Source organism: Pigmentiphaga litoralis (assembly GCF_014651835.1).
In the GTDB taxonomy this organism is placed as follows: domain Bacteria; phylum Pseudomonadota; class Gammaproteobacteria; order Burkholderiales; family Burkholderiaceae_B; genus Pigmentiphaga; species Pigmentiphaga litoralis.
The window spans coordinates 2,168,186-2,188,521 of sequence record NZ_BMXQ01000001.1 but is presented as its reverse complement, the minus strand read 5'-3'; the positions used below and the strand labels follow the sequence as shown (position 1 = coordinate 2,188,521).

At 66.0% G+C, this 20,336-nt stretch carries 16 protein-coding genes, 1 tRNA gene and 1 pseudogene; 12 read left to right on the top strand and 6 right to left on the bottom strand.

The annotated features are described in order from the left end of the window. Positions 1–84: 84 nt before the first annotated feature. The 4 genes from IE116_RS09850 to IE116_RS09835 all read left to right on the top strand — a co-directional run bounded on the left by IE116_RS09850 (position 85) and on the right by IE116_RS09835 (position 3,532). Positions 85–663 (top strand): ANTAR domain-containing response regulator, encoded by a 579-nt coding sequence (locus IE116_RS09850; protein WP_189611976.1) that lies wholly within the window; start codon positions 85–87, stop codon positions 661–663. Between the two features lie 316 nt (positions 664–979). Continuing rightward, complete coding sequence (locus IE116_RS09845) at positions 980–2,164, top strand: CmpA/NrtA family ABC transporter substrate-binding protein (protein ID WP_189611974.1); 1,185 nt, start codon at positions 980–982, stop codon at positions 2,162–2,164. Next, positions 2,161–3,096, top strand: coding sequence for a uroporphyrinogen-III C-methyltransferase (cobA, locus tag IE116_RS09840; RefSeq protein WP_189611972.1), 936 nt, complete (start codon positions 2,161–2,163; stop codon positions 3,094–3,096). Before IE116_RS09845 ends, cobA begins: the two co-directional genes overlap by 4 nt. A gap of 359 nt (positions 3,097–3,455) precedes the next feature. Then, positions 3,456–3,532, top strand: a tRNA-Met gene (locus IE116_RS09835). A gap of 159 nt (positions 3,533–3,691) precedes the next feature. Here the strand turns inward: IE116_RS09835 and IE116_RS09830 are convergent. From IE116_RS09830 to IE116_RS09820, 3 genes are all read right to left on the bottom strand, one after another. Next, a complete protein-coding gene (locus IE116_RS09830; protein ID WP_189611971.1) occupies positions 3,692–4,129 on the bottom strand; it encodes a hypothetical protein in 438 nt (145 codons plus the stop codon). Between the two features lie 64 nt (positions 4,130–4,193). Beyond that, positions 4,194–4,463 carry a KGG domain-containing protein gene (locus IE116_RS09825; protein WP_189611969.1) on the bottom strand — a complete coding sequence of 90 codons (270 nt, stop codon included), beginning with the start codon at positions 4,461–4,463 and terminating at the stop codon, positions 4,194–4,196. 180 nt (positions 4,464–4,643) lie between these two features. After that, positions 4,644–5,081, bottom strand: coding sequence for a hypothetical protein (locus tag IE116_RS09820; protein WP_189611967.1), 438 nt, complete (start codon positions 5,079–5,081; stop codon positions 4,644–4,646). Between the two features lie 216 nt (positions 5,082–5,297). Between IE116_RS09820 and IE116_RS09815 the strand changes: the two genes are divergently transcribed. Next, a complete protein-coding gene (locus IE116_RS09815; protein ID WP_189614765.1) occupies positions 5,298–5,609 on the top strand; it encodes a hypothetical protein in 312 nt (103 codons plus the stop codon). 1 nt (position 5,610) lies between these two features. On the opposite strand, the gene IE116_RS09810 is transcribed toward IE116_RS09815, so the two are convergent. Next, the gene (locus IE116_RS09810; RefSeq protein ID WP_189611965.1) at positions 5,611–5,748 is read right to left on the bottom strand and encodes a hypothetical protein; all 138 of its coding nucleotides are present in this window, start codon (positions 5,746–5,748) and stop codon (positions 5,611–5,613) included. A gap of 32 nt (positions 5,749–5,780) precedes the next feature. Between IE116_RS09810 and IE116_RS09805 the strand changes: the two genes are divergently transcribed. The 6 genes from IE116_RS09805 to IE116_RS09780 all read left to right on the top strand — a co-directional run bounded on the left by IE116_RS09805 (position 5,781) and on the right by IE116_RS09780 (position 12,721). Beyond that, positions 5,781–6,023: a hypothetical protein gene (locus tag IE116_RS09805; RefSeq protein ID WP_189611964.1), complete on the top strand. Its 243-nt coding sequence runs from the start codon at positions 5,781–5,783 to the stop codon at positions 6,021–6,023. Further along, positions 6,020–6,211 carry a hypothetical protein gene (locus tag IE116_RS09800; protein ID WP_189611962.1) on the top strand — a complete coding sequence of 64 codons (192 nt, stop codon included), beginning with the start codon at positions 6,020–6,022 and terminating at the stop codon, positions 6,209–6,211. The genes IE116_RS09805 and IE116_RS09800 overlap by 4 nt, the downstream gene beginning before the upstream one ends. A gap of 194 nt (positions 6,212–6,405) precedes the next feature. Beyond that, positions 6,406–8,529: an alpha/beta hydrolase domain-containing protein gene (locus IE116_RS09795; RefSeq protein WP_189611960.1), complete on the top strand. Its 2,124-nt coding sequence runs from the start codon at positions 6,406–6,408 to the stop codon at positions 8,527–8,529. 161 nt (positions 8,530–8,690) lie between these two features. Continuing rightward, positions 8,691–11,195 carry a PAS domain-containing protein gene (locus IE116_RS09790; RefSeq protein WP_189611957.1) on the top strand — a complete coding sequence of 835 codons (2,505 nt, stop codon included), beginning with the start codon at positions 8,691–8,693 and terminating at the stop codon, positions 11,193–11,195. A gap of 178 nt (positions 11,196–11,373) precedes the next feature. After that, the gene (locus tag IE116_RS09785; RefSeq protein WP_189611955.1) at positions 11,374–11,820 is read left to right on the top strand and encodes an RcnB family protein; all 447 of its coding nucleotides are present in this window, start codon (positions 11,374–11,376) and stop codon (positions 11,818–11,820) included. 40 nt (positions 11,821–11,860) lie between these two features. Next, the gene (locus IE116_RS09780; RefSeq protein ID WP_189611952.1) at positions 11,861–12,721 is read left to right on the top strand and encodes a spermidine synthase; all 861 of its coding nucleotides are present in this window, start codon (positions 11,861–11,863) and stop codon (positions 12,719–12,721) included. A gap of 75 nt (positions 12,722–12,796) precedes the next feature. Here the strand turns inward: IE116_RS09780 and cphA are convergent, their stop codons facing one another. Both cphA and IE116_RS09770 read right to left on the bottom strand, forming a co-directional pair. Continuing rightward, complete coding sequence (gene cphA / locus IE116_RS09775; protein WP_189611950.1) at positions 12,797–15,391, bottom strand: cyanophycin synthetase; 2,595 nt, start codon at positions 15,389–15,391, stop codon at positions 12,797–12,799. A 140-nt stretch (positions 15,392–15,531) separates the two neighbouring features. Next, positions 15,532–17,688 (bottom strand): annotated as a pseudogene (locus IE116_RS09770) (cyanophycin synthetase); the annotation flags it as partial. Positions 17,689–18,051: 363 nt separating this feature from the next. Between IE116_RS09770 and IE116_RS09765 the strand changes: the two are divergent. Further along, entirely contained in the window at positions 18,052–20,301 is a 2,250-nt protein-coding gene (locus tag IE116_RS09765) for a cyanophycin metabolism-associated ABC transporter (RefSeq protein ID WP_189611946.1), read from the top strand. Positions 20,302–20,336: the final 35 nt, after the last annotated feature.

The window sequence follows — 20,336 nt, the reverse complement described above, 5'->3', positions numbered from 1 at the left end:
ACCCCGCATGAGCATTGGGGATGGCGGCATCATGAAGCCAGCAATGGCATACAACTTGCGTCGCCAAAAGCGACGGGGAACAACATGCTCAATGTGGTACTGATTAACGACGGATCGGGCAGGGCGGTGTCGCTGCGACAGACACTTGCCGAAGCCGGCGTCAACGTGATTGCCGAGATCGAGGCGAGCGTCGGGATGGCGGCCGTCATCGCCAAGCTCAAGCCCGACGTCGTACTGATCGATTCCGACGCGCCGTCGCGCGACACGCTGGAAGACGTCTGTGTGGCGAGCGAACACAGCGCGCGTCCGGTCGTCATGTTCACGGGCGATGGCGGGCGCAGCACCATCCGGCTGGCGCTCGAGGTGGGCGTGGCCGCCTACGTGGTCGGCGAGGTGCCCGCCACGCGCATCCAGACCTTGCTGGACGTGGCGATCGAACGATTCAGCGTCGAGCGCGAACTGCGCGAAGAACTGCAGGACGCCAAGAAGAAGCTGGCCGAACGGCAGTGGGTCGACAAGGCCAAGGGTCTGCTGATGCAACTGCGCGGCGTGTCGGAAGACGAGGCCTACAAGCTGCTGCGCGAACGCGCGATGCAAAGCCAGCGGCGCATCGGCGACGTGGCCCGGGAAATGGTCGAAGTCGCGGGCTGGCTCAAGCCCTGAGCGAGGCCCGGCCCCTGCGTCTGCAAAGTCGATTGACCACTTCTGGTGCCTGCATGCATGGCTTTGGTGCGTTCACGGCAGCGATCCGGGCCAGTGGCGGTCAAGCCTTGCCCCTGTATTTCCCGTAGCGGCTGATCCGCCGGCTCAACGGCCCGCCACTGGCACGCGCTTTGCATGATGAGACCCGAGCGTGGCTCGATGCACCAATGACGGCGCATCGTCACAGCCGCGTCGCGGACAACGGCGTCCGTCTGCGTCAGGAAGGCATCCTGGCGAAGACGGGCGCTTTTTCATTCCGGAACCGAGCGAGCAAGGCATGACATCCCCTCTTTCCCGGCGCGCCGATGGCGACGCCCCCGAACTCGATACCGTCCGGCTGGGTTTCATCCCGCTGGTGGACTGCGCGACCGTGGTGATGGCCGCCGAACTGGGGTTCGACCGGCGCTACGGCATCCGCATCGAACCCGTGCGCCAGGCCTCCTGGTCGATGGTGCGCGACGGTCTGGCCAACGGTTCGCTGGACGCATCGCACGCGCTCTACGGCATGGTGTACGGCGCGCATCTGGGCATCGGGTCGGCCGCGACGCCCATGTCGATCCTGATGGGACTGAACCACAACGGCCAGGGCATCACGATCGGCAAGAGCCTGGCGCAGCAGGGCGTACGGGACGGCTGGTCGATGGCGCGCGCGGTGCGCGACGGCGCGGGCCTGACCCTGGCGCATACCTTTGCGACCGGCACGCATGCCATGTGGCTGGCCTACTGGCTGGCGGCGCACCGCATCGATCCGGCGCGAGACGTCGACCGCGTGGTGGTGCCGCCGCCGCGCATGGTGGCCGCCGCGCAGGAAGGGCTGGTGCACGCCTTTTGTGTGGGCGAACCTTGGAACACCCTGGCCGCGCAGCAGGGCGAAGGCATCATTGCCTGCACGTCGCAGGCCATCTGGCCCGACCACCCTGAAAAAGTGCTGGCCGCGACCGATGACTGGGTCACGCGCCATCCCAACACCGCGCGCGCCCTGGTCGCTGCGCTGCTGGATACGGCGCGGTATCTGGATACGATGCGGGCGCGCGATGGTGTCGCCCGCCGCCTGGCCGCCGCCGATGCCATCGACCAGCCCAACACCCTGCTGGCCGATTGCCTGCAAGGCCTGTCCGGCGACGCGCAGGGCCGCCGCTGGCGCGATACCCACCCGCTCACGTTCTTCAATGACGGCGAGGTGACCTACCCCTACGTGTCGGACGGCATGTGGTTCCTGACGCAGTTCGTGCGTTGGGGCCTGCTGCGCGACGTGCCGGACTACGAGGCCGTCGCCCGCGCCGTGCATCGCATCGATGTCTATCAGGATGCGGCCGCGATGGCGAAGGTAGCGGTGCCGGCCAGCCCATGGCGCAGCGCGGTGCTGCTCGATGGCGTCAAGTGGGATGCCCGCCACGCCGACACCTATCTGAGCCAGTTTGCGCCGGCTGGTGCATCGATTTCTACCGAGGTGACGTCATGACATCCGCCGTGATCACAAACCTGCCTGCGTCCGTCCTGGCGCCGACTGCGTTGGTGCCCGACCGCTTGGTGTCCGATCGCCTGGCTTCCAACCCGCTGTCAGCAGCCCCGTTGTCGTCGTCGACGTTTTCTTCCGAACCCGTGCGGTCCGTGCCGTGCCGCGGCAAGGTCTGGCTGATCGGCGCCGGGCCAGGCGATCCGGATCTGTTGACGGTGCGTGCCGTCAAGACCCTGGCCACCTGCACGGTGTGGCTGGTGGACGATCTGGTCGGCCCGGGTGTGCTGGAACTGGCCGCGCCAGGGACCCGCATTGTGCGTGTCGGCAAACGCGGCGGCTGCAAGTCGACCCCGCAGCCCTTCATTTTGCGGCTGATGCTGCGCTACGCCCGCCAGGGGGAAACCGTGGCGCGCGTCAAAGGCGGCGACGCCTTCATTTTCGGGCGCGGCGGTGAAGAGTGGGCCTGGCTGGCCGAGCGCGGCGTGCAGGTTGACGCCGTTGCAGGCCTGACGGCCGGGCTGGCCATCGGCGCGCAGTTGGGACTGCCGATCACCCATCGCCAGGTGGCGCGCGGCGTCGCCCTGGTCACGGCGCATACGGTGGACGAAACCGGAGCAGGGTCCCAGCCCTATTGGCGGGCGCTGGCGCAAAGCGGCCTGACCGTTGTCTGCTACATGGGCATGAGCGATCCGACCCGCCTGGCGCGCGTGCTGATGGCCTCGGGCTTTCGGGCCGACCTGCCGGTCGCCGTGGTGCAGCGCGCCACCTGTGCGGACCAGCGTCACCTGACGACCACTGTGGCGCGGATGGCTGAGGCTATCGCGACGCACGGCATGGGCAGTCCCGCCGTGATCGTGCTGGGCGACGCGGTGTCGCATGCCATGGCGATGGCGCAGGATGTGCTGGCGGATGCGCGGTTGGTAACGACCGGGTGAGCCCGTGCCGTCACCGATACATCGCGTGACACTGCACCGCAGCAATGTTCAGGTTGATGTCAGAGGGTTGGATCTAGACTGCAGGCTCTGAGACGCGCACGGCGTCAAAGGCCATGGCGGAATCCGCAGATCCCCCGATTGGCTTGCTGTGCCGCGGCTCTGACACCGATATCGCGCTTCCCCCGCGAGCATATTGAGGCGCGATATTGTGTGCTCCCTATTGGCCCGACAGCAATGTCGGGCCATTTTTTTTGATGCAGCATGACCGCCGTTCGCGCAGGCAAGCCGATCACTTTACGACGAATCGGCAGCAAATTGCGCACGCCGGAAAAATTGGGTATAGTTCGGCCTCTGCATTTGGCGCATTAGCTCAGTCGGTTAGAGCGACGGAATCATAATCCGCAGGTCCGGGGTTCGAATCCCTGATGCGCCACCAAGAATTCAGCCTTGCAGCACGCCACTGAAGTTCGCTTCAAGCCCGCTGCAAAGACGAAGCGAAAACGCCACCCTTGCCGGTGGCGTTTTTGTTTTGGGGCGCTACATCACCGACCCTGTCGTTGGCCGGCCCATCGACCTGGGATCGCTCCCCGGCTGATCAGTCGACGATCGTGCCGTCCGCGCGATACGCTTCGAACTCGTCCGACGTCAGTCGCACCTGCACCACGTCAATGCCGCGGCGCCAGCTGAGCACGGTGTGGTCAGGTTCGGTTTCCAGCAGACAGCAGCCCTCGGGCACACTTGCGGCGTCCCCCGATCCCAGGATCGGTCGGGTCACCACGGCGGCGCGGGGATTCGTCCAGGGCCGACACGAGCGTGCCTGCCAAAATCCTGTCGCCGCGGACCAGTTGGGTTTTTCCGTGTCACGGGCCATGTGCGCGTTGAAGCGAGCGCCCGCATTTTCCAGGCGTCGGGCCATCGCCGTCCACTGTTCGTCGGGGCTGTCGCGTTCGCGGGTGGCGCGGCGTGACGTCGGGCGACCCGGTCTGGATCCGAAGATGATCGCGTCGACTGCACTGGCTTTGATATTCATCATGTTCCCCAAGCCGCCGCCGCCGATCAGCGGTGTGTGGCAGCGTGGGCGCATCGTGTCGATAACGTCAGGTCTGCAGTTCGGACTCGTCCACCGATACGTCTTCGTTCTGTTCATCCCGAGCGTCGTCCGACCCGGTATTCATGGCGGCGATGCGTTTTGCCTGACGTGCTGCGCGGCCTTTGGCGCCCGCCAGACGCGCTTCGTCCTCGGTGAACTGGTGCGCGCGGCCGTGCCGGTGCGCGGCGCGTCCACCCGCCGAGGCGAGGGCTTTCTGTTTATCGGGATCCATAGCCGCGAATCCGCGCGGCCGTCGAGTTTTGAGTTGCTCGGTCATACCTGCTCCGTCTGGGGCGACTCACAACGAGTCAGCGACGGGTCAGTAATAGCGCGTTTTTTCGTGAGCTTTTGAGAGTATTTCAAACACTTTCAAATTCCGAGAGATCTACCTATTTCTGCTACGCCAAAGGATGAATCCGCGATGGGCAGATCTTGCTCATCCTTCGCTGCAGCGCCGTTATTCGACGATCGTGGCACTGTCCAGCAGGCGGTGGTAAGCATCTTTCGAAAGCAGCGCACTTTGCTTGCTGGGACCGTAGCGCCAGGTGAGTTTTACCTGCCCGCTTGCGTCATCCTCAGCCAGGCAGCAGCCCTGCGGGATCAACCGGTCGGCGGTCTCATCCCAAACAGGGGCGGTCAGGATGGCTGCCCGCGGATTAGCCGCATCTGAAGGTTCTTCCGGAACCCACAGCCGGGACGGATCGCGCGCAAGGTCAGATCCCCGGCCGATGTGGGACACCACGGCCGCTTGTTCAGCGCAGGCCATGTCCAGCAACCTCGATACGTCCTGGTTGATGACCGATGCGCTGCGGACATTGCCGACACAGCGCGGGGCAGCGGGGGGGAAAGCGTGTTCATGGTCGGAACGGTTGCCCGACGGATCGTGCTTCAACATGGAATGCCTCCATGAATGGACGGGCTGCACATTCAGCCCGGTCATGACTCTACGTGCGACTGGCGACATGACGGTGACAGTGGTTCACGTTGTATGACAAGGCTTTAGCGCCAGTCAAGCCAGGCCCGCGCGCAAGAAGGGACCGCCTGAGCGCGCTTGCAGGCCACTACAGTGAAAGTGCTTGTATCCGGCAGACACGAAGGGGCACGTACGAAAATGCCCCTGTTCCAGGCTACGGGGCGAGGTCCTTCAAGCAGGCAGACAAACGATCTGCGCGGTGCCTGCCGCTGGACCAAAGGTGAGCATGGGCGCCGTTGGCGGCGATGCGTGCCGTTACGAATTGAGCCGAACCCTGGGGCGCATCGGAAAGTCGCGGTGCTAGGATGGCCGCTCAAGTTTGGGGAATCGGCGCAAGATTCGATTCGTACTTTCAACGAAGTGAGGGGAAGCAATATGAACGGCATCATCTATATCGTTGGGCTGGTCGTCATCGTCATCGCAGTGCTGTCGTTCTTCGGCCTGCGCTGAGTCACACGACACGGCGGCGCTTGCGCCGGCCTCCAACAAAGCCCGCGGCGATCCGCGGGCTTTGTTCATTCTGGGGACGGCTGGCGTCACGTGCATCCTCGATGCTGGCCAGCGACGTGCGGGTACAGCGCTTGCTCATGGGTACGTTCCCATACGGTAGAGAGCTGCGCCATGAACGCCACCACCCCCCCGAAGCAGGACGACGAAGACACGGCTGCAGAAGCGCTGAACCGGGCCCACGACAGCCGCACGACCGCATCCACGGAAAGCAATGACGAAGGGGGCCTGGCCGAAGGTGGCGGGCTTGGCGGCGAAGCAGGCGTTACCTCGGCAGGCAACGCCGCCGACGGCGGGCCGTCTGCCGATCCGGGTCATACCCATCCAGCCAAGTCGAATGGATCGGGCAAGCCATGAGCCGCGATCTCGACACACCGCTGGCCCATCGTTATGAACAATACGTGAGCGGGGCCTTGTCGTCCGAGCGGCACCAGCGCTTTGAATTCGACAGCGCGCCCGACAGTTTCGAGGACGCCGACATGACGCCCGGCGGTCTGGACAGCGTGCCGCTGGACCGCGCCGAACGCTGGGCGCAACCTACGTAAGCTTTACCTGACCGCGGCCACAATTGCCCGCGACGCGATGTGCTCAAAGCGGCCTGCAAGGCCGCTTTTTTCATGCGCCATTCATTCGTTTTCCAGATCGACCTATCTCGATAATTGATTTCAACAATAGTCGCGGCCCGATTAGATTAGGACCCAGATCCGGTTCCTATCCGGGCAGACACGAGGAGACAGGCATGAAACGAACGATGTGGGCAGCCACTGCGGTAACGCTGGCCGGTACCTTGGCGGCGTGTGGCGGCAGCGATGGCGACGATGCGCCATCCGCGCCCAGCGTGACCCCCCGGCTGACAATGACCGTGACGGCGACGGAAGATTTTCCGGGCACGTACGGCTCGGTTGGCGCCTACGAGCGCGTGACCGGCACCATCGCCGGCGAAGTCGATCCCAAGGACAGCCGCAACGCTGTCATTCAGGACCTGGCCCTGGCGCCGGTCAATGCCCGCGGCATGGTTGACTATTCGGCAGACTTCGTGATGCTCAAGCCCAAGGACATGAGCAAGTCCAACGGGGTGCTGCGGTACGACGCCCCCAATCGCGGCAATATCCTGACCTACCTGAATCCGACCGCCACCCCCAGCGATGCCGTCTTCCTGGAGCGCGGTTACGTCGTGCTGTATTCGGCATGGCAGGGCGACGTGCCCAAGAGCACCGCCGCGCGCCTGACCGCCACCGTGCCGGTCGCAAAGAACCCCGACGGCTCGTCCATTACGGGGACCTACCGCGCCGAGCTGGTGCCCAGCCGCGACGTGCTGTCAACGGCGCTGCCGGGCGGCGTGTTCAACGGGTCGATGATTCCGTATGCGCCCGCCAGTCTCGACAACACCTTGCCGGGCTATTCGCTGACCCGCCGCCTGAACGAGACCGACCAGCGCGTGACCATCGCGCCATCTGACTGGAAGTTCGCGACCTGCGACGCCACCACGCCGTTCCCCGGCAAGCCCGACCCCGCCAGCATCTGCGTCAGGGGCGGCCTGCAGGGCAATTACCTGTATGAACTGGTCTACGTGGCCAAGGACCCGAAGGTCATGGGCGTCGGATTGGCCGCCTTGCGCGATACGGTCAGCTTCTTCCGCAGCAAGACCGCGGACGCGGCCGGCACGCCCAACCCGCTGGCGGGCCGCATCAAGCACACGATAGGGCAGGGCACGTCGCAGTCTGGCAATGCCATGAAGACCTTCCTGCATCTTGGCTTCAACCAGTCGCTGGATGGTGGGAAGGTGTTCGACGGCATGTACGCGCACGTTGCCGCCCGCCAGACCAACATCAACACGCGCTTTGCCGTGCCGGGCGGCGGGGGCGGTCTGCGGACCGACCACACGGCCTTTGGCCAGACTGCGCCACGTGCGCTGGGCAAGGATTATGTCGACCCCATCACCGGCCAGAAGGGCGGGGTGATGACACGCTGCTCGGCTTCGTCGACCTGCCCCAAGTTCTTCCTGGGGCTGTCGGGCACCGAGTTCTGGGTGCTGCAGGGCTCGCCCGTGCTGACCGATGCGTATGGGTTCACCGATCTTGCGCAGCCTGACAATGCGCGGATCTATTACTACGCCAGCACGCAGCACGGCGGCAGTGGGGGCACGGGCAGCATCAGCTATAACGCCGCGTCCAACGTGTACCCGACCGGCACCGTGGCCCACCATACCGACACCTTCCGCGCACTGTTCCTGGATCTGGAAGACTGGGTGGTCGCTGACAAGGCGCCGCCACCCTCGCAAGTGCCGAAGGTGGCCGACGGCACGCTGACCCGTCCGGACCAGCTCAAATTCCCGGTCATGAAAGGCGTGACCTGGCCTGTGGGCGGCGTGCAGACCCCGGTGCCGACCTTCAATTACCTGGCGCGGGTGAATGGCTATTCGGTGCTGAACTACGGTCCGCAATACCGGCCGGAAGACGAGTCGGGGATCGCCACGGTGCTGCCGCCCGCCTATTCGGGCAAGGACTACGCGATCCTGGTCCCGCAGGTGGATCCGTCCACCGGCATGGCCAAGACCGGCATCCGCAGTGTTGAAGCCCTGGCGCCGCTGGGCACCAGCCTGGAGTTCAATTATGTGGCGATTCCGGGCATCGTCGATCTGTCGGGCCTGTCGGGTGCCTACCTGCCGTTCCATGTGACCGAAGCCGCGCGGATCGCGGCAGGGGATACCCGGCCATCGCTGCAGAGCCTGTATGGCAATCAGGCGGGCTATATAGCGGCCGTGACGGCGGCTGCCAACAGCCTGGTCACCCAGCGCTTCCTGCTGCAACGCGACGCCGATCGCCTGATCCAGGAGGCCACGGCCCGGCAGATTTTCCCCTGACACGCGGTGGGGCCGAGGCAGGTGCGGGCACGGTCCCGCAGCCTGCCCTGGCCCGATGCCGCCGTCTGGCATCTTCGTGACATGCATGCGACACAGCGCGACTTCGGTCGCGCTGTGTCGTTGTTGCGCTATGCTTTGGCGACCCACCGAGATGCAGAGCCATGCCCGCCGAGCCGATTTTTCATCGCGTTGCCATCACTGCGTCGTTGATTGACACCGAACGTGCAGCGTTGCGTCGTATTGCGGCCGGCGACCCGCTGCGCGACGTGCTCGAATCGGTCGTTACCACGGTAGAGTCGACGGCGCGCGTTCCGGTGCGGGCCTCTGTCCTGTTGATGGATGCCGACAAGTCGACCTTGCGCCACGGCGCCGCGCCCAGCCTGCCGGACAGCTACAACGCCATCGTCGACGGCCTGCCGATCGGGCCGTTCCAGGGGTCCTGTGGCAGTGCGGCCTATAGCGGCGAACCGGCCTATGTCTCGGACATCGCAACCGACCCGCGCTGGGCAGCCTATGCGTCCATCGCCGCCGACTACGAGATGCGGGCATGCTGGTCGACGCCGCTGATCGGCGCGGACGGCGTGCTGCTCGGCACCTTCGCCCTGTATATGAACGCACCAGGCTCCCCGACGCCCGAGGACCTGGACGTCATCGTCCTGGTCACGCAGACCGTCGCGTTGACCATCGAACGTTTCCGGTCCGAAGCGGCCTTGCGTGAAAGCGAGGACCACTATCGCCATGCGGTGGAGCTGAATCCACAGATTGCCTGGACCGCGAATGCCGAAGGGGTCGTCGATCAGGCGCGGCGCTGGGAAGATTGGACGGGGTCGGGCGGTGGCGGCTTGTCCTGGAGCGAGGCACTGCATCCGGTGGACGTGCGCCCGGCGATAGAAAGCTGGAAGCGGTCGGTCGCGACGGGCGAGCCCTATGACATCGAATACCGGTTGCGACTGCGCAGCGGCACCTATCGCTGGGTGCGATCGCGTGCGTCGGCGCGGCGTGATGCCTCGGGCCGCATCGTCAAATGGTATGGGTCCACCGAGGACGTGGATGACCGCCGCCGCGCCGAAGACCGCCTGCGTGTCAACGAGGCCAAGCTGCGGCGGCTGAACCAGATCCTGGAAGGGCAGGTGGAGGACTCCAGCCGCGCGAGCGAACGGGTCTGGATGATGTCGCACGAGGTGCTGGCGTCGGCGTCCATCGACGGCTACCTGCTGCGGGTCAATCCGGCCTTCACGTCGGTGCTGGGTTGGTCGGAAGAAGCCGTCATCGGCATGCCCTTGCGCGACTTCACGGCCAGTGAACACATGAACGACGCCGAGCCCTGGACCCAGGTTGGCGCGGGCGATGCGCCGTTGCGCCAGGACGTCGCCTTTCGCCACAAGGAAGGGGGCCATCGGTGGTTGTCGCTGACGGTGGTGTCGGAAGGAGATGCGCTGTTCATGTTCGGCCGGGATATCACCGCCGAGCGCGATGCCGCCGACGCCTTGCGTATCGCCGAAGAATCGCTGCGCCAGTCGCAGAAAATGGAAGCGGTCGGCCAGTTGACCGGCGGGATCGCGCACGACTTCAACAATCTGCTGCAGGGCATTACCGGACCGCTGGAACTGATCGACCACGCGCTGCGGCGCGGTTTGAATACCGACCTGTCCCGCTACGTGGCCCTGGCCAGAAGCTCGGCCGGTCGGGCCGCCGCCCTGACGCACCGTCTGCTTGCGTTCTCGCGGCGCCAGCCCCTGGCGCCGGTACCCCTGAACCCCAATGAACTGGTCGACAGCATGGCGGACCTGCTGCGACGGACGATGGGCGAGGGCATCGCCACCCGGACCGTGACTGATCCGGGCGTCTGGATGGCCCGTTGCGACGCCAACCAGCTGGAAAATGCCTTGCTGAACCTGGCGATCAACGCGCGTGACGCCATGCCCGACGGCGGCACGCTGACCATCACCACTTCCAACGTCGAATTGACGGCCGAGAGCGTGCGGCGCCTGCCAGGCGTGGTTGCCGGGGACTATGTCCTGATCGAGGTGGCCGATACGGGAACCGGCATGAGCCCGGACACGGTGGCGCGCGCGTTTGAACCGTTCTACACCACCAAGCCGATCGGGCAGGGCACCGGGCTGGGTCTGTCCATGGCTTACGGGTTTGCGCAGCAGTCCGGCGGCACGGCGCGTATCGACAGCCAGGTGGGCGAAGGCACGTCCATCAGCCTGTATCTGCCCCGGTATCTTGAAGATGTCGCAACCCTGGGCGATGCGGCGGCCCCCGCCCACGCCGCCGGCGCCTGCACGGGCGCCAACGTGCTGGTGGTCGAAGACGACGACACGGTGCGCGCGGTGGTGTGCGAGGTCTTGCGCAGCCTGGACTATCACGTCAGCGAAGCGGCCGATGGCCAGGCCGGGCTCGCGTTCCTGAACAGCGCGGCGCCGCTGGATGTCCTGTTGACCGATGTGGGCCTGCCGGGCCTGAACGGCCGCCAGCTGGCTGACGCCGCGCTGCAGACGCGACCCGACCTCAAGGTGCTGTTCATGACGGGCTATGCCGAAGCCGCGACGCGATCGGCGGGCTTCCTGACAGGCAACATGCAGATGATCACCAAGCCCTTCGAGCTGGACGACCTGACGTCCCGTCTGTCGGCCATGCTGGCGCGGCGATCGGCCGCCTGACGACGGCGTCGGGATGTACCGCGAAGCTGACGCGAAACTGACATTTGTTTACCACTCCGCCATCCCGGCGCCGTCGGTGTCAGGGTAAATTCAGCTTGTCGACAGACTGGCAACGCTTCCGGATCAGAACCCGGAAGCACGGATGTCAGGATGCCCGGTAACACTGAAAGGTGCCGTGATGAACAAACGAACGATTGCAATCCTGCTGACCAGCGCCGCGATGGCCCTGTCGTCGGTGATGTCGGTGGCGCAAGCCCGCGATGACCGTGACCACGGTCGCGGCCATGACCGCCACGGACGCTACGACCGGCATGACCGCCATGATCGCCATGACTGGCGTGAGCGCCGAGACGACCGCCGGCACTACAGCCACGGCTACGAGCGCGGCTATCGGGACGCCCAACGCTTCAGCCCGCAGGTGCGCTACTACAACCCGCCGCATCGCTGGAGCCGCGGCGATCGGCTGCCACGCGGCTACCACCAGCGCTATTACGTCGTGAACGACTGGCACGGCCGTCATCTGCACCGTCCGGCGCCTGGCTATCACTGGGTGCAGTCGGGGTCGGAGTTCCTGCTGGTTGCCATTGCCACCGGGGTGATCACCAGCGTGATCCTGTCCCGATGACCGCCGCGTTGTTGCGCGCGGCGCCAGGCCGGACGCCATCATGACCCGCTGGCGTTCCCGTGTCCTGGCGCTGATGTGCACGGTCATGGCGGTCACCGCCTGCGCCGAGTCCAATACCTCGGTCATCCATACCGAAAAGTCGGCCTTCGAAAACATCGTGGTGTACGAACAGGCCGGCGAGCGCTGCATGAAGTTTGGCAGCGTGCAGGCCCCGGGCCGGCAGAGTTGCTACGCGATCGACGCGCCGCAGCGGCTGATCTTCGACTACACCCGCATGATGTTCGGCGCCCTGTACCTGAAGCCGGATCCGGCGCGCATCCTGATCATCGGGCTGGGCGGCGGCAGCATGCCGACCGCGCTGCACACGGTGCTGCCGCGCACGGTCATCGATACGGTCGAGATCGATCCGGCCGTGGTGTCGGTGGCCAAGAAATACTTTCAGTTCAAACCCGACGACACCCTGCGTGTGCATGTGGCCGACGGCCGTGCCTTCGTGCAGCAGGCGCTGAAGGAAGGGCGGCGGTATGACATGGTCATGCTCGATGCCTTCGACGAGGACTACATTCCTGCGCATCTGCTGACGCAGGAATTTCTTCGTGAAGTCAAGGCTGTGCTGACGCCTGGCGGGGTGGTCGCCGCCAATACCTTTACGGCAAGCCGGGTGTACGACGACGAGTCGACCACCTACGCGGACGTGTTCGGCCCGTTCTACAACCTGCGCGCCAATAACCGGATCATTCTGGCCGGGCCCAGCCCCTTGCCGCCTGTCGATACCTTGCGCGCCAACGCGGCGTCGCTCGAATCGCGCTTGATTCCGCTGGGCGTGGATGCGAATGCCTTGCTGGCGCGGTTCTCGTCACGCAAGGATTGGGCAGCGACCGGCAAGGTGCTGACGGACTGACGAAGTTGTCGGCACCTGTCGTTCGATAGCGATCGGGCCCCGGGCGACACCACGTTGCCCGGGGCATGATGCGTATTACGCGGCGGCCTGCGCCTCTTGCACACGCTGCGCGATATGGTGCAGCGCCTCGTCCACCTGGTCGATCAGGATCAGGCACAGATCGCCCGGCTGCAAGGCGGCCAGCGCGGTGTCGATCGCGACAAATTCGCCGCGGATCTCCTGGATGTTGCGCGTACGTGTCGCGTTCGACAGCCCGTCGCGCAGCAGGCCCAGCACTTCGCCATCGGCGCGTCCGCGCTGGCACTGGTCTTCGTACAGCAGCACGTCGTCGAAGGCGTCGCCCAGGATCTCGGTCTGGCGGCGGATATCGATATCACGGCGATCGCCCGCACCGCTGATCACCACCGAGCGGCGCGCCGCAGGCAGGTTGTCGATGGCCTTGACCAATGCGCCGATCGCGTCGGGGTTGTGGCCGTAATCGGCAATCACGGTGGCGCCGCGATAGGCGTAGCGGTTGAAGCGGCCAGGGGCGGTGGCGGCATCATTGACGAAGCTGGCCAGTCCCGCGCGGACCGTGGCGGGGTCCAGCCCCAGGGCCCACGCCGCGGCGATGGCCGCCATGGCGTTTTCGACCTGGAAGTCGAGGGCGCCGTCGCAGGTCAGCGGGATGTCGGCAAGCGCATAACGCTGCACCTCGTCGCCCTGCTCGGTGACTTGTTCGGTGACGATGGCATCGCCATCGCGATACACGGTGCGCCGCTGCTTGGCGCGGTGCATGGCCAGCACCGGCTGGTGGCGGTCGTGTGCAAAAAAGATCACGCCGCCTGGGCAACTGTCGGCCATCTTCACGACGATGGGATCGTCGGCATTCAGCACCGCCATGCCCTGCGGCTTGACGTTCTCGACGATCACGCGTTTGACCACGGCCAGGTCTTCGACCGTGCTGATGTAGTTCAGGCCCAGGTGATCGCCCATGCCGATATTGGTCACGACCGCGACGTCGCAGCGGTCGAAGCCCAGGCCTTCGCGCAGCACGCCGCCCCGCGCCGTTTCGAAGACGGCAGCATCGACGTCGGGGTGCAGCAGCACATTGCGGGCGCTGCGCGGACCGCTGCAGTCGCCCGTGTCGATACGCTGCGCACCGATGTACACGCCGTCCGAATTGGTCATGCCGACGGTATCGCCACGCTGGCCGATCAGGTGCGCGATCAGGCGGACGGTGGTCGTCTTGCCGTTGGTGCCGGCGACCGCAACCAGCGGAATGCGGCCGTCGTCCCCGGCGGGGAACAGCGACGCCACGATGGCTTCGCCGACCTGCCGGCCCTTGCCATACGACGGGCTGATATGCATGCGCAGGCCAGGCGCCGCGTTGACCTCGACGATGCCGCCGCCGGTGGCTTCCAGGGGCCGCAGCACGGTGTCACACACCATGTCGACACCCGCAATGTCCAGACCCACCATCTGGGCGGCCGAGATCGCGCGGGCAGCCAGGTCAGGGTGCACCTCGTCGGTCACGTCGGTGGCGGTGCCGCCCGTGCTCAGGTTGGCGTTGTTGCGCAGCGCGACGCGCCGGCCCTGGGCCGGCACGGATTCGGCGTCCAGCCCCTGGCCTGCCAGCGTGGCCAGGGCCACCGCGTCAAAGCGGATCTTGGTCAGGCTGGTCCCATGACCTTCGCCGCGCGCCGGGTCCAGGTTGACCTGGTCAACCAGTTCGCGCACGGTATGGCGGCCATCACCGATGACCTGCGGCGGATCGCGCCGGGCGGCCGCGACCAGCGTGTCGTTGATCACCAGCAGACGGAAATCGTGACCGGGAATGTAGCGTTCCACCAGCACCGTCGAACTGATCCTGGCGGCCACTTCGTAGGCTGCCAGGATTTCGTCGCGGCCGGTAATGTTGACCGCGACGCCCTTGCCCTGGTTGCCGTCCCGCGGCTTGATCACCACGGGTGCGGCGATCTCGGCGGCGGCGCGGCAGGCATCCTCGGCGTCTTCGACGGGTCGCCCGGTCGGCACGGGCACGCCCGCGGCCTGCAGCAGGTTCTTGGTCAATTCCTTGTCTTGCGCAATCGACTCGGCAATCGCGCCGCTCATGTCGGTCTCGGCTGCCTGGATCCGGCGCTGGCGCCGTCCCCAGCCAAACTGCAGCAGGCTGCCGGACGTCAGTCGCCGATACGGAATGCCACGCGCCACGGCGGCTTGCGCGATCGCGCCGGTGCTGGGGCCAAGGCGCACGTCTTCGTCAAGTTCACGCAGGCGCGCCACCGCTGCCGCCAGATCGAAGGGCGTGTCGTCCAGCGCCGCCTGACAGAGCTGCTGCGCCAGGTCGAACGCCAGCCGTCCGACCTCTTCTTCGGTGTATTCGACCACCACCTGGAACACGCCGCGTTCCACGGTCGGGACGCTGCGCGCAAAGGTGACGGGGCAGCCCGCTTCGGATTGCAGGCCCAGCGCCGCCAGGCCCACCGCCCGCGCCATGGACACGGCGCGTTCATGGCCGGCAGGCTGAAAGGCGCCAATGCCGGGAAACCGCGCGCGCAGCCGGGATTCGAAGCCCGGTATGTCGCCGATCGCGCATTCGGTGTCGGTACACGACACGATGGCTTCGATCGCCGTGCGACGGCTCCAGAGATTGGGCCCGCGCAGCGCCCGGATACGTGAAACTTCCATGAACGAATTCCTGTAGGACATGGGCGCCGGACGCCTTGCGTCCGGCGCGGGCACTTGATGGGGCAGGGTCAGAAAACGAAGGGCGAATCTGCAGGGCGCTAGGCGGCCAGCAGCGGGGCGTTGGTCGTGGTGCTGAGCGTGAAGCTTTCGATGCCGGCACGGATCGCCGGAATCGACACGCCCAGCACCCAGGCCGCGGCTACGGCAGCCAGCACATTGGCCGTCTGCTGCGCCGCGCCGCTGGCGGACCGTTCCTGCACGATGGCCGGCACGTCGGCCAGCGGCGTCAAGGCCAGCGACTCGCTGCCGGTGGCAAGCACCACCTGGCCGCCCTCGACCACCACGGCGCGATGACCGGCAGCCCGATGGGTGGTGATGACATCCAGGTCCGCGTTCGCGCCAAAGTAGATGACTTCGCCATCGCACAGCCGACCCATTTCGGCGATCAGCGGTTCGGCCGCATTGAGCACGGCGCAGCCGCCAGGCAGCACAACGTCGACCTGAGTCCGGAACACGGAGGCCAGTTGCTCGGGCGTGTCCATCGACAGATCGGGCAGGGTCAGCGATGGGTCAAGATGGGTGACGATGCCGACCTGGCAACGGTCATAGGCCAGCCCTTCGGTCAGGATGGCACGGGCGCCGTTTTCGATCACGGCGGCATCGATGGCGCGGTTCACCAGAATGCGCCGGGCCTCGGTCCAGTTGGCCGCGTCGTGGGCTTCGACCTCGCGCCGGTCGAAGAACAGGCCCTGGCTGCATGCCAGTCCCACGCGCGCGCCCGACAGATGCAGCAGCCGGGCCACCATCCGGGCCACGGTGGTCTTGCCCCGGGCGCCGGTCACGCCAACCAGCGGAATGCGGCCGGTCTCGCCATCGGGCAGCAGGTGATCGATGATGGCGCGTCCCACCGGGCGGGGCAGGCCCTCGGCCGGTTTCAGATGCATCAGGAGGCCCGGGCCGGCGTTGACTTCCACGACGGCGCCGCCCTGTTCGGCCAGCGGGCGCGAGATGTCATCGGCCACCAGGTCGACCCCGGCGATGTCCAGGCCCACCACGCGCGCGGCCAGTTCGACATGCGCGGCAACGCTCGGGTGCACGATGTCGGTCACATCGAACGCCACATTGCCATTGCGCTGGATCAGCACATGGGTGCCGGCGGGCGGGATGGAGTCCGCGTCGAAGCCCTGCCGTGCGATTTCCAGGCGCGCCGCCGAATCCAGATGCACCAGGTTCAGCGGATGGTCTTCGGTGCGGCCCCGGCGGGGGTCGCTGTTCAACTGGCTCTGGATCAATTCTCTGACGGTGGACGTGCCGTCGCCAACGATCGAGGCCGCCATGCCGCGCGCCGCGGCGACCAGCTTGCCGCCCACCACCAGCAGCCGGTGTTCGTTGCCGCTGATGAAGCGTTCCACGATCACGCCGCTGCCTTCGTCGGCCGCAATGCCGTAGGCGGTGGCGATTTCTTCGCGGGTGCGCAGATTGGTGAACACACCGCGGCCATGGTTGCCGTCGCAGGGCTTGACCACGACCGGCACGCCGATGCTCTCGGCCGCGGTCCAGGCGTCGTCGGCGCTGTCTACCGCGCGGCCCTGAGGCACGGGCACGCCGCAGGCTTCCAGCAGCGTCTTGGTCAGGTCCTTGTCGCGCGAGATGCCTTCGGCAATGGCGCTGGTGCGGTCGGTTTCCGCCGTCCAGATACGGCGCTGCCGCGCCCCATAGCCGATCTGCACCAGGTTGTCTTCACTGAGGCGGATGGTGGGGATGTCGCGGTCATCGGCGGCGTCCACGATGCAGGCCGTGCTGGGTCCCAGGCAGTGGCGGCCGATCAGGCGTCGCAGGTCCGACACGGTGTCCTCGACGTCGAAGGGTTCGTCCTGGATCGCGGCCATGACGAGGTCACGCGCGGCATACAGCGCTGCATGCGTGACCTTCTCGTGCCAGGCGCGCACGATCACGCGGTACACGCCGCGCGTCGAGGTTTCGCGGGCCTTGCCGAATCCGCCCGGCATGCCAGCCAGGTTCTGCAGTTCCAGCGTGACGTGTTCCAGGATGTGGCCGGGCCATGTCCCTTCGCGCAGGCGTTGCAGGAAGCCACCGCGTTCGCCATAGCTGCAGCGATGTTCGATCAGCGTGGGCAGCCACGCCACCAACCGTTCGTAAAAGCCGGGAATGAGGTTGGACGGGTAGTCCTCCAGCTCGCCGATATCGACCCACGCCTCGAGCACCGGACGATAGGTCCAGATATTCGGGCCGCGCAGGGTGAGCACATCGAGAAAATCAATGTGTTTGTCTTTCATGGAGGTCGTGGTGTCTCGAAGGGCGGAGGGAGCCGTCAATGAACGGCGGACGTCGGTTGCACATCGTTGTCGTTTGCCCGTCAGTCGCAACGGCCATGAGCAGAATACGCCAGCGGTGCGCGCCCCGATATCGGCTTTTGCGTGCAGCACGGCGAAATGTATGTGTTAAGTCTCCCGTAAGCAAGCTGTAAGTATTGGCGAAGCGTCCGATACGGGATTCCCCTAGGTGTGGCGGCGCAACGCCCGGTGCATCGCTGTAAGCTTTCTCCTCCGTCCCTCTATACTCCGGACATGCTGTAACAGTCGCCGCCCGGGCCGCGCGCGACCCAGATCCCGACCTGCCCACCCCTGGCCCCACCTTCGATGACACCCGAATCCCAACCCGCCGATGCCATGGCGCAGATGCCGGCATCCGTGCCGGCCGACCTTGCCGCCTTGCTGGACGCCGACGAGCCCGTGCTCGCCCAGGTGGCGCTCGACCTGGACGACGCCTTGCGTTTCACGGCTGGCCATCTGGTCCTGACCCCGCGCCGCCTGATCGCGCGCCAGAGCGGCGGCGACTGGCAGTCCTGGCCCCTGGCCGATGGCATGCGCCTGCATCTGCACGATCATGCGGGCGTGGGCTGTCTGGCGCTCGATGCCCCGCACGCCCGCCTGGCCACCTGGCGCTACACGCTGGCGCAGCACGCCGATGCCGCCCGGCTGTCCGACGCGTTTGCACGCGAGCAGGCCGTGCGCGCCGTGGGCGGCACGCGTGCCCCGCACGCCGAGCCGGAAGATTCCTTGCGTGATTTTGGCGGCGACGTCGAACCGGCCGAAGCGGATTCCGGCTGGGCCCTGATGCGCCTGGGCCGCTTTGCCCGCCCGTATCGCAGCCAGCTGATCATCGGATTCATCCTGACCGTGCTGTCCACGGCGGCGACCCTGGTTCCGCCGTATCTGACCATGCCGCTGATGGATGAGGTGCTTATTCCTTTTCAGAACGGCGCTCCGATCGACATCACCAAGGCCACCTGGTACCTGGGCGGGCTGCTGGTGTCGGCGCTGCTGGCCTGGCTGCTGGGATGGGGACGCACGTATCTGCTGGCGTGGGTCAGCGAACGGATCGGCGCCGATCTGCGCACGACCACCTACGAACACCTGCAGCAGTTGTCGCTGGAGTACTTCGGCGGCAAGCGCACCGGCGACCTGATGGCGCGGATCGGATCCGAGACCGATCGCATCTGCGTGTTCCTGTCTCTGCATCTGCTCGATTTCGCCACCGACGTGCTCATGATCATCATGACCGCGCTGATCCTGGTGTCGATCGACCCCTGGCTGGCCACGGTCACCTTGCTGCCCCTGCCTTTCATTGCGTGGATGATCCATGCGGTGCGCGATCGCCTGAAACACGGCTTTGAAAAGGTGGACCGCATCTGGTCCGAGATCACCAATGTCCTGGCCGACACCATTCCGGGCATCCGGGTGGTCAAGGCCTTTGCGCAGGAAAAGCGCGAGGTCGCCCGCTTTCGCGAAGCCAACGACCACAACCTGGCCGTGAACGATCGCGTCAACACCGTCTGGTCGCTGTTCTCGCCCACCGTCACGCTGCTGACCGAAGTCGGCCTCCTGATCGTGTGGGGCTTTGGCATCTGGCTGATCGCCAACAAACAGATTTCGGTGGGCGTGCTCGCGGCTTTCCTGGCGTACATCAGCCGCTTCTATCTGCGTCTGGACTCCATGAGCCGCATCGTGTCGGTCACGCAAAAGGCGGCGGCTGGCGCCAAGCGCATTTTCGACATCCTTGACCGGGTGTCCAGCGTGCCGGAACCTGCCCAGCCCGTGCCGCTGGGCCGCGTGGAAGGACGCATCGACATCCGCCAGGCGGCGTTTCGTTATGGCAGCCGCAGCGTGCTGCGCGGCGTGTCGCTCACGATTGCGCCGGGCGAGATGATCGGCCTCGTGGGCCACAGCGGGTCGGGCAAGAGCACGCTGGTCAACCTGATCTGCCGCTTCTACGACGTTAGCGAAGGATCGATTCGCGTCGACGGAATCGACATCCGTTCACTGGCGATCTCGGGCTATCGGCACAACATCGGCGTGGTGCTGCAGGAACCCTTTCTGTTCTTTGGCACCATTGCCGAGAACATTGCCTATGGCAAGCCGCAGGCCACGCGTGCCGAGATCATCGCGGCGGCGCGGGCCGCGCATGCGCATGAATTCATCCTGCGGCTGCCGCATGGCTATGACTCGCTGGTGGGCGAGCGTGGCCAGTCGCTGTCGGGCGGCGAGCGCCAGCGCATATCGATTGCGCGGGCCTTGCTGATCGACCCGCGCATTCTGATCCTGGACGAGGCGACGTCGTCCGTCGATACCGCCACCGAAAAGGAAATTCAGAAGGCGCTGGACAACCTGGTGCGGGGGCGGACCACGATCGCCGTGGCGCACCGGCTCAGCACCCTGCGGCGCGCCGACCGGCTGGTGGTGCTGGACCGCGGGCAGGTGGTGGAAGAAGGCCCGCACGACGTGCTGATGGCGCGCCAGGGCGCCTATTTCAGGCTGTACCAGGCGCAGTCGCGGCCGGCCGATGGCGACGTCGTGGCCTGGAACAACAACGCGGACGAAACGACATGAGCGCGACGCCTGTGAATGACACCGTGCCGGGGTCC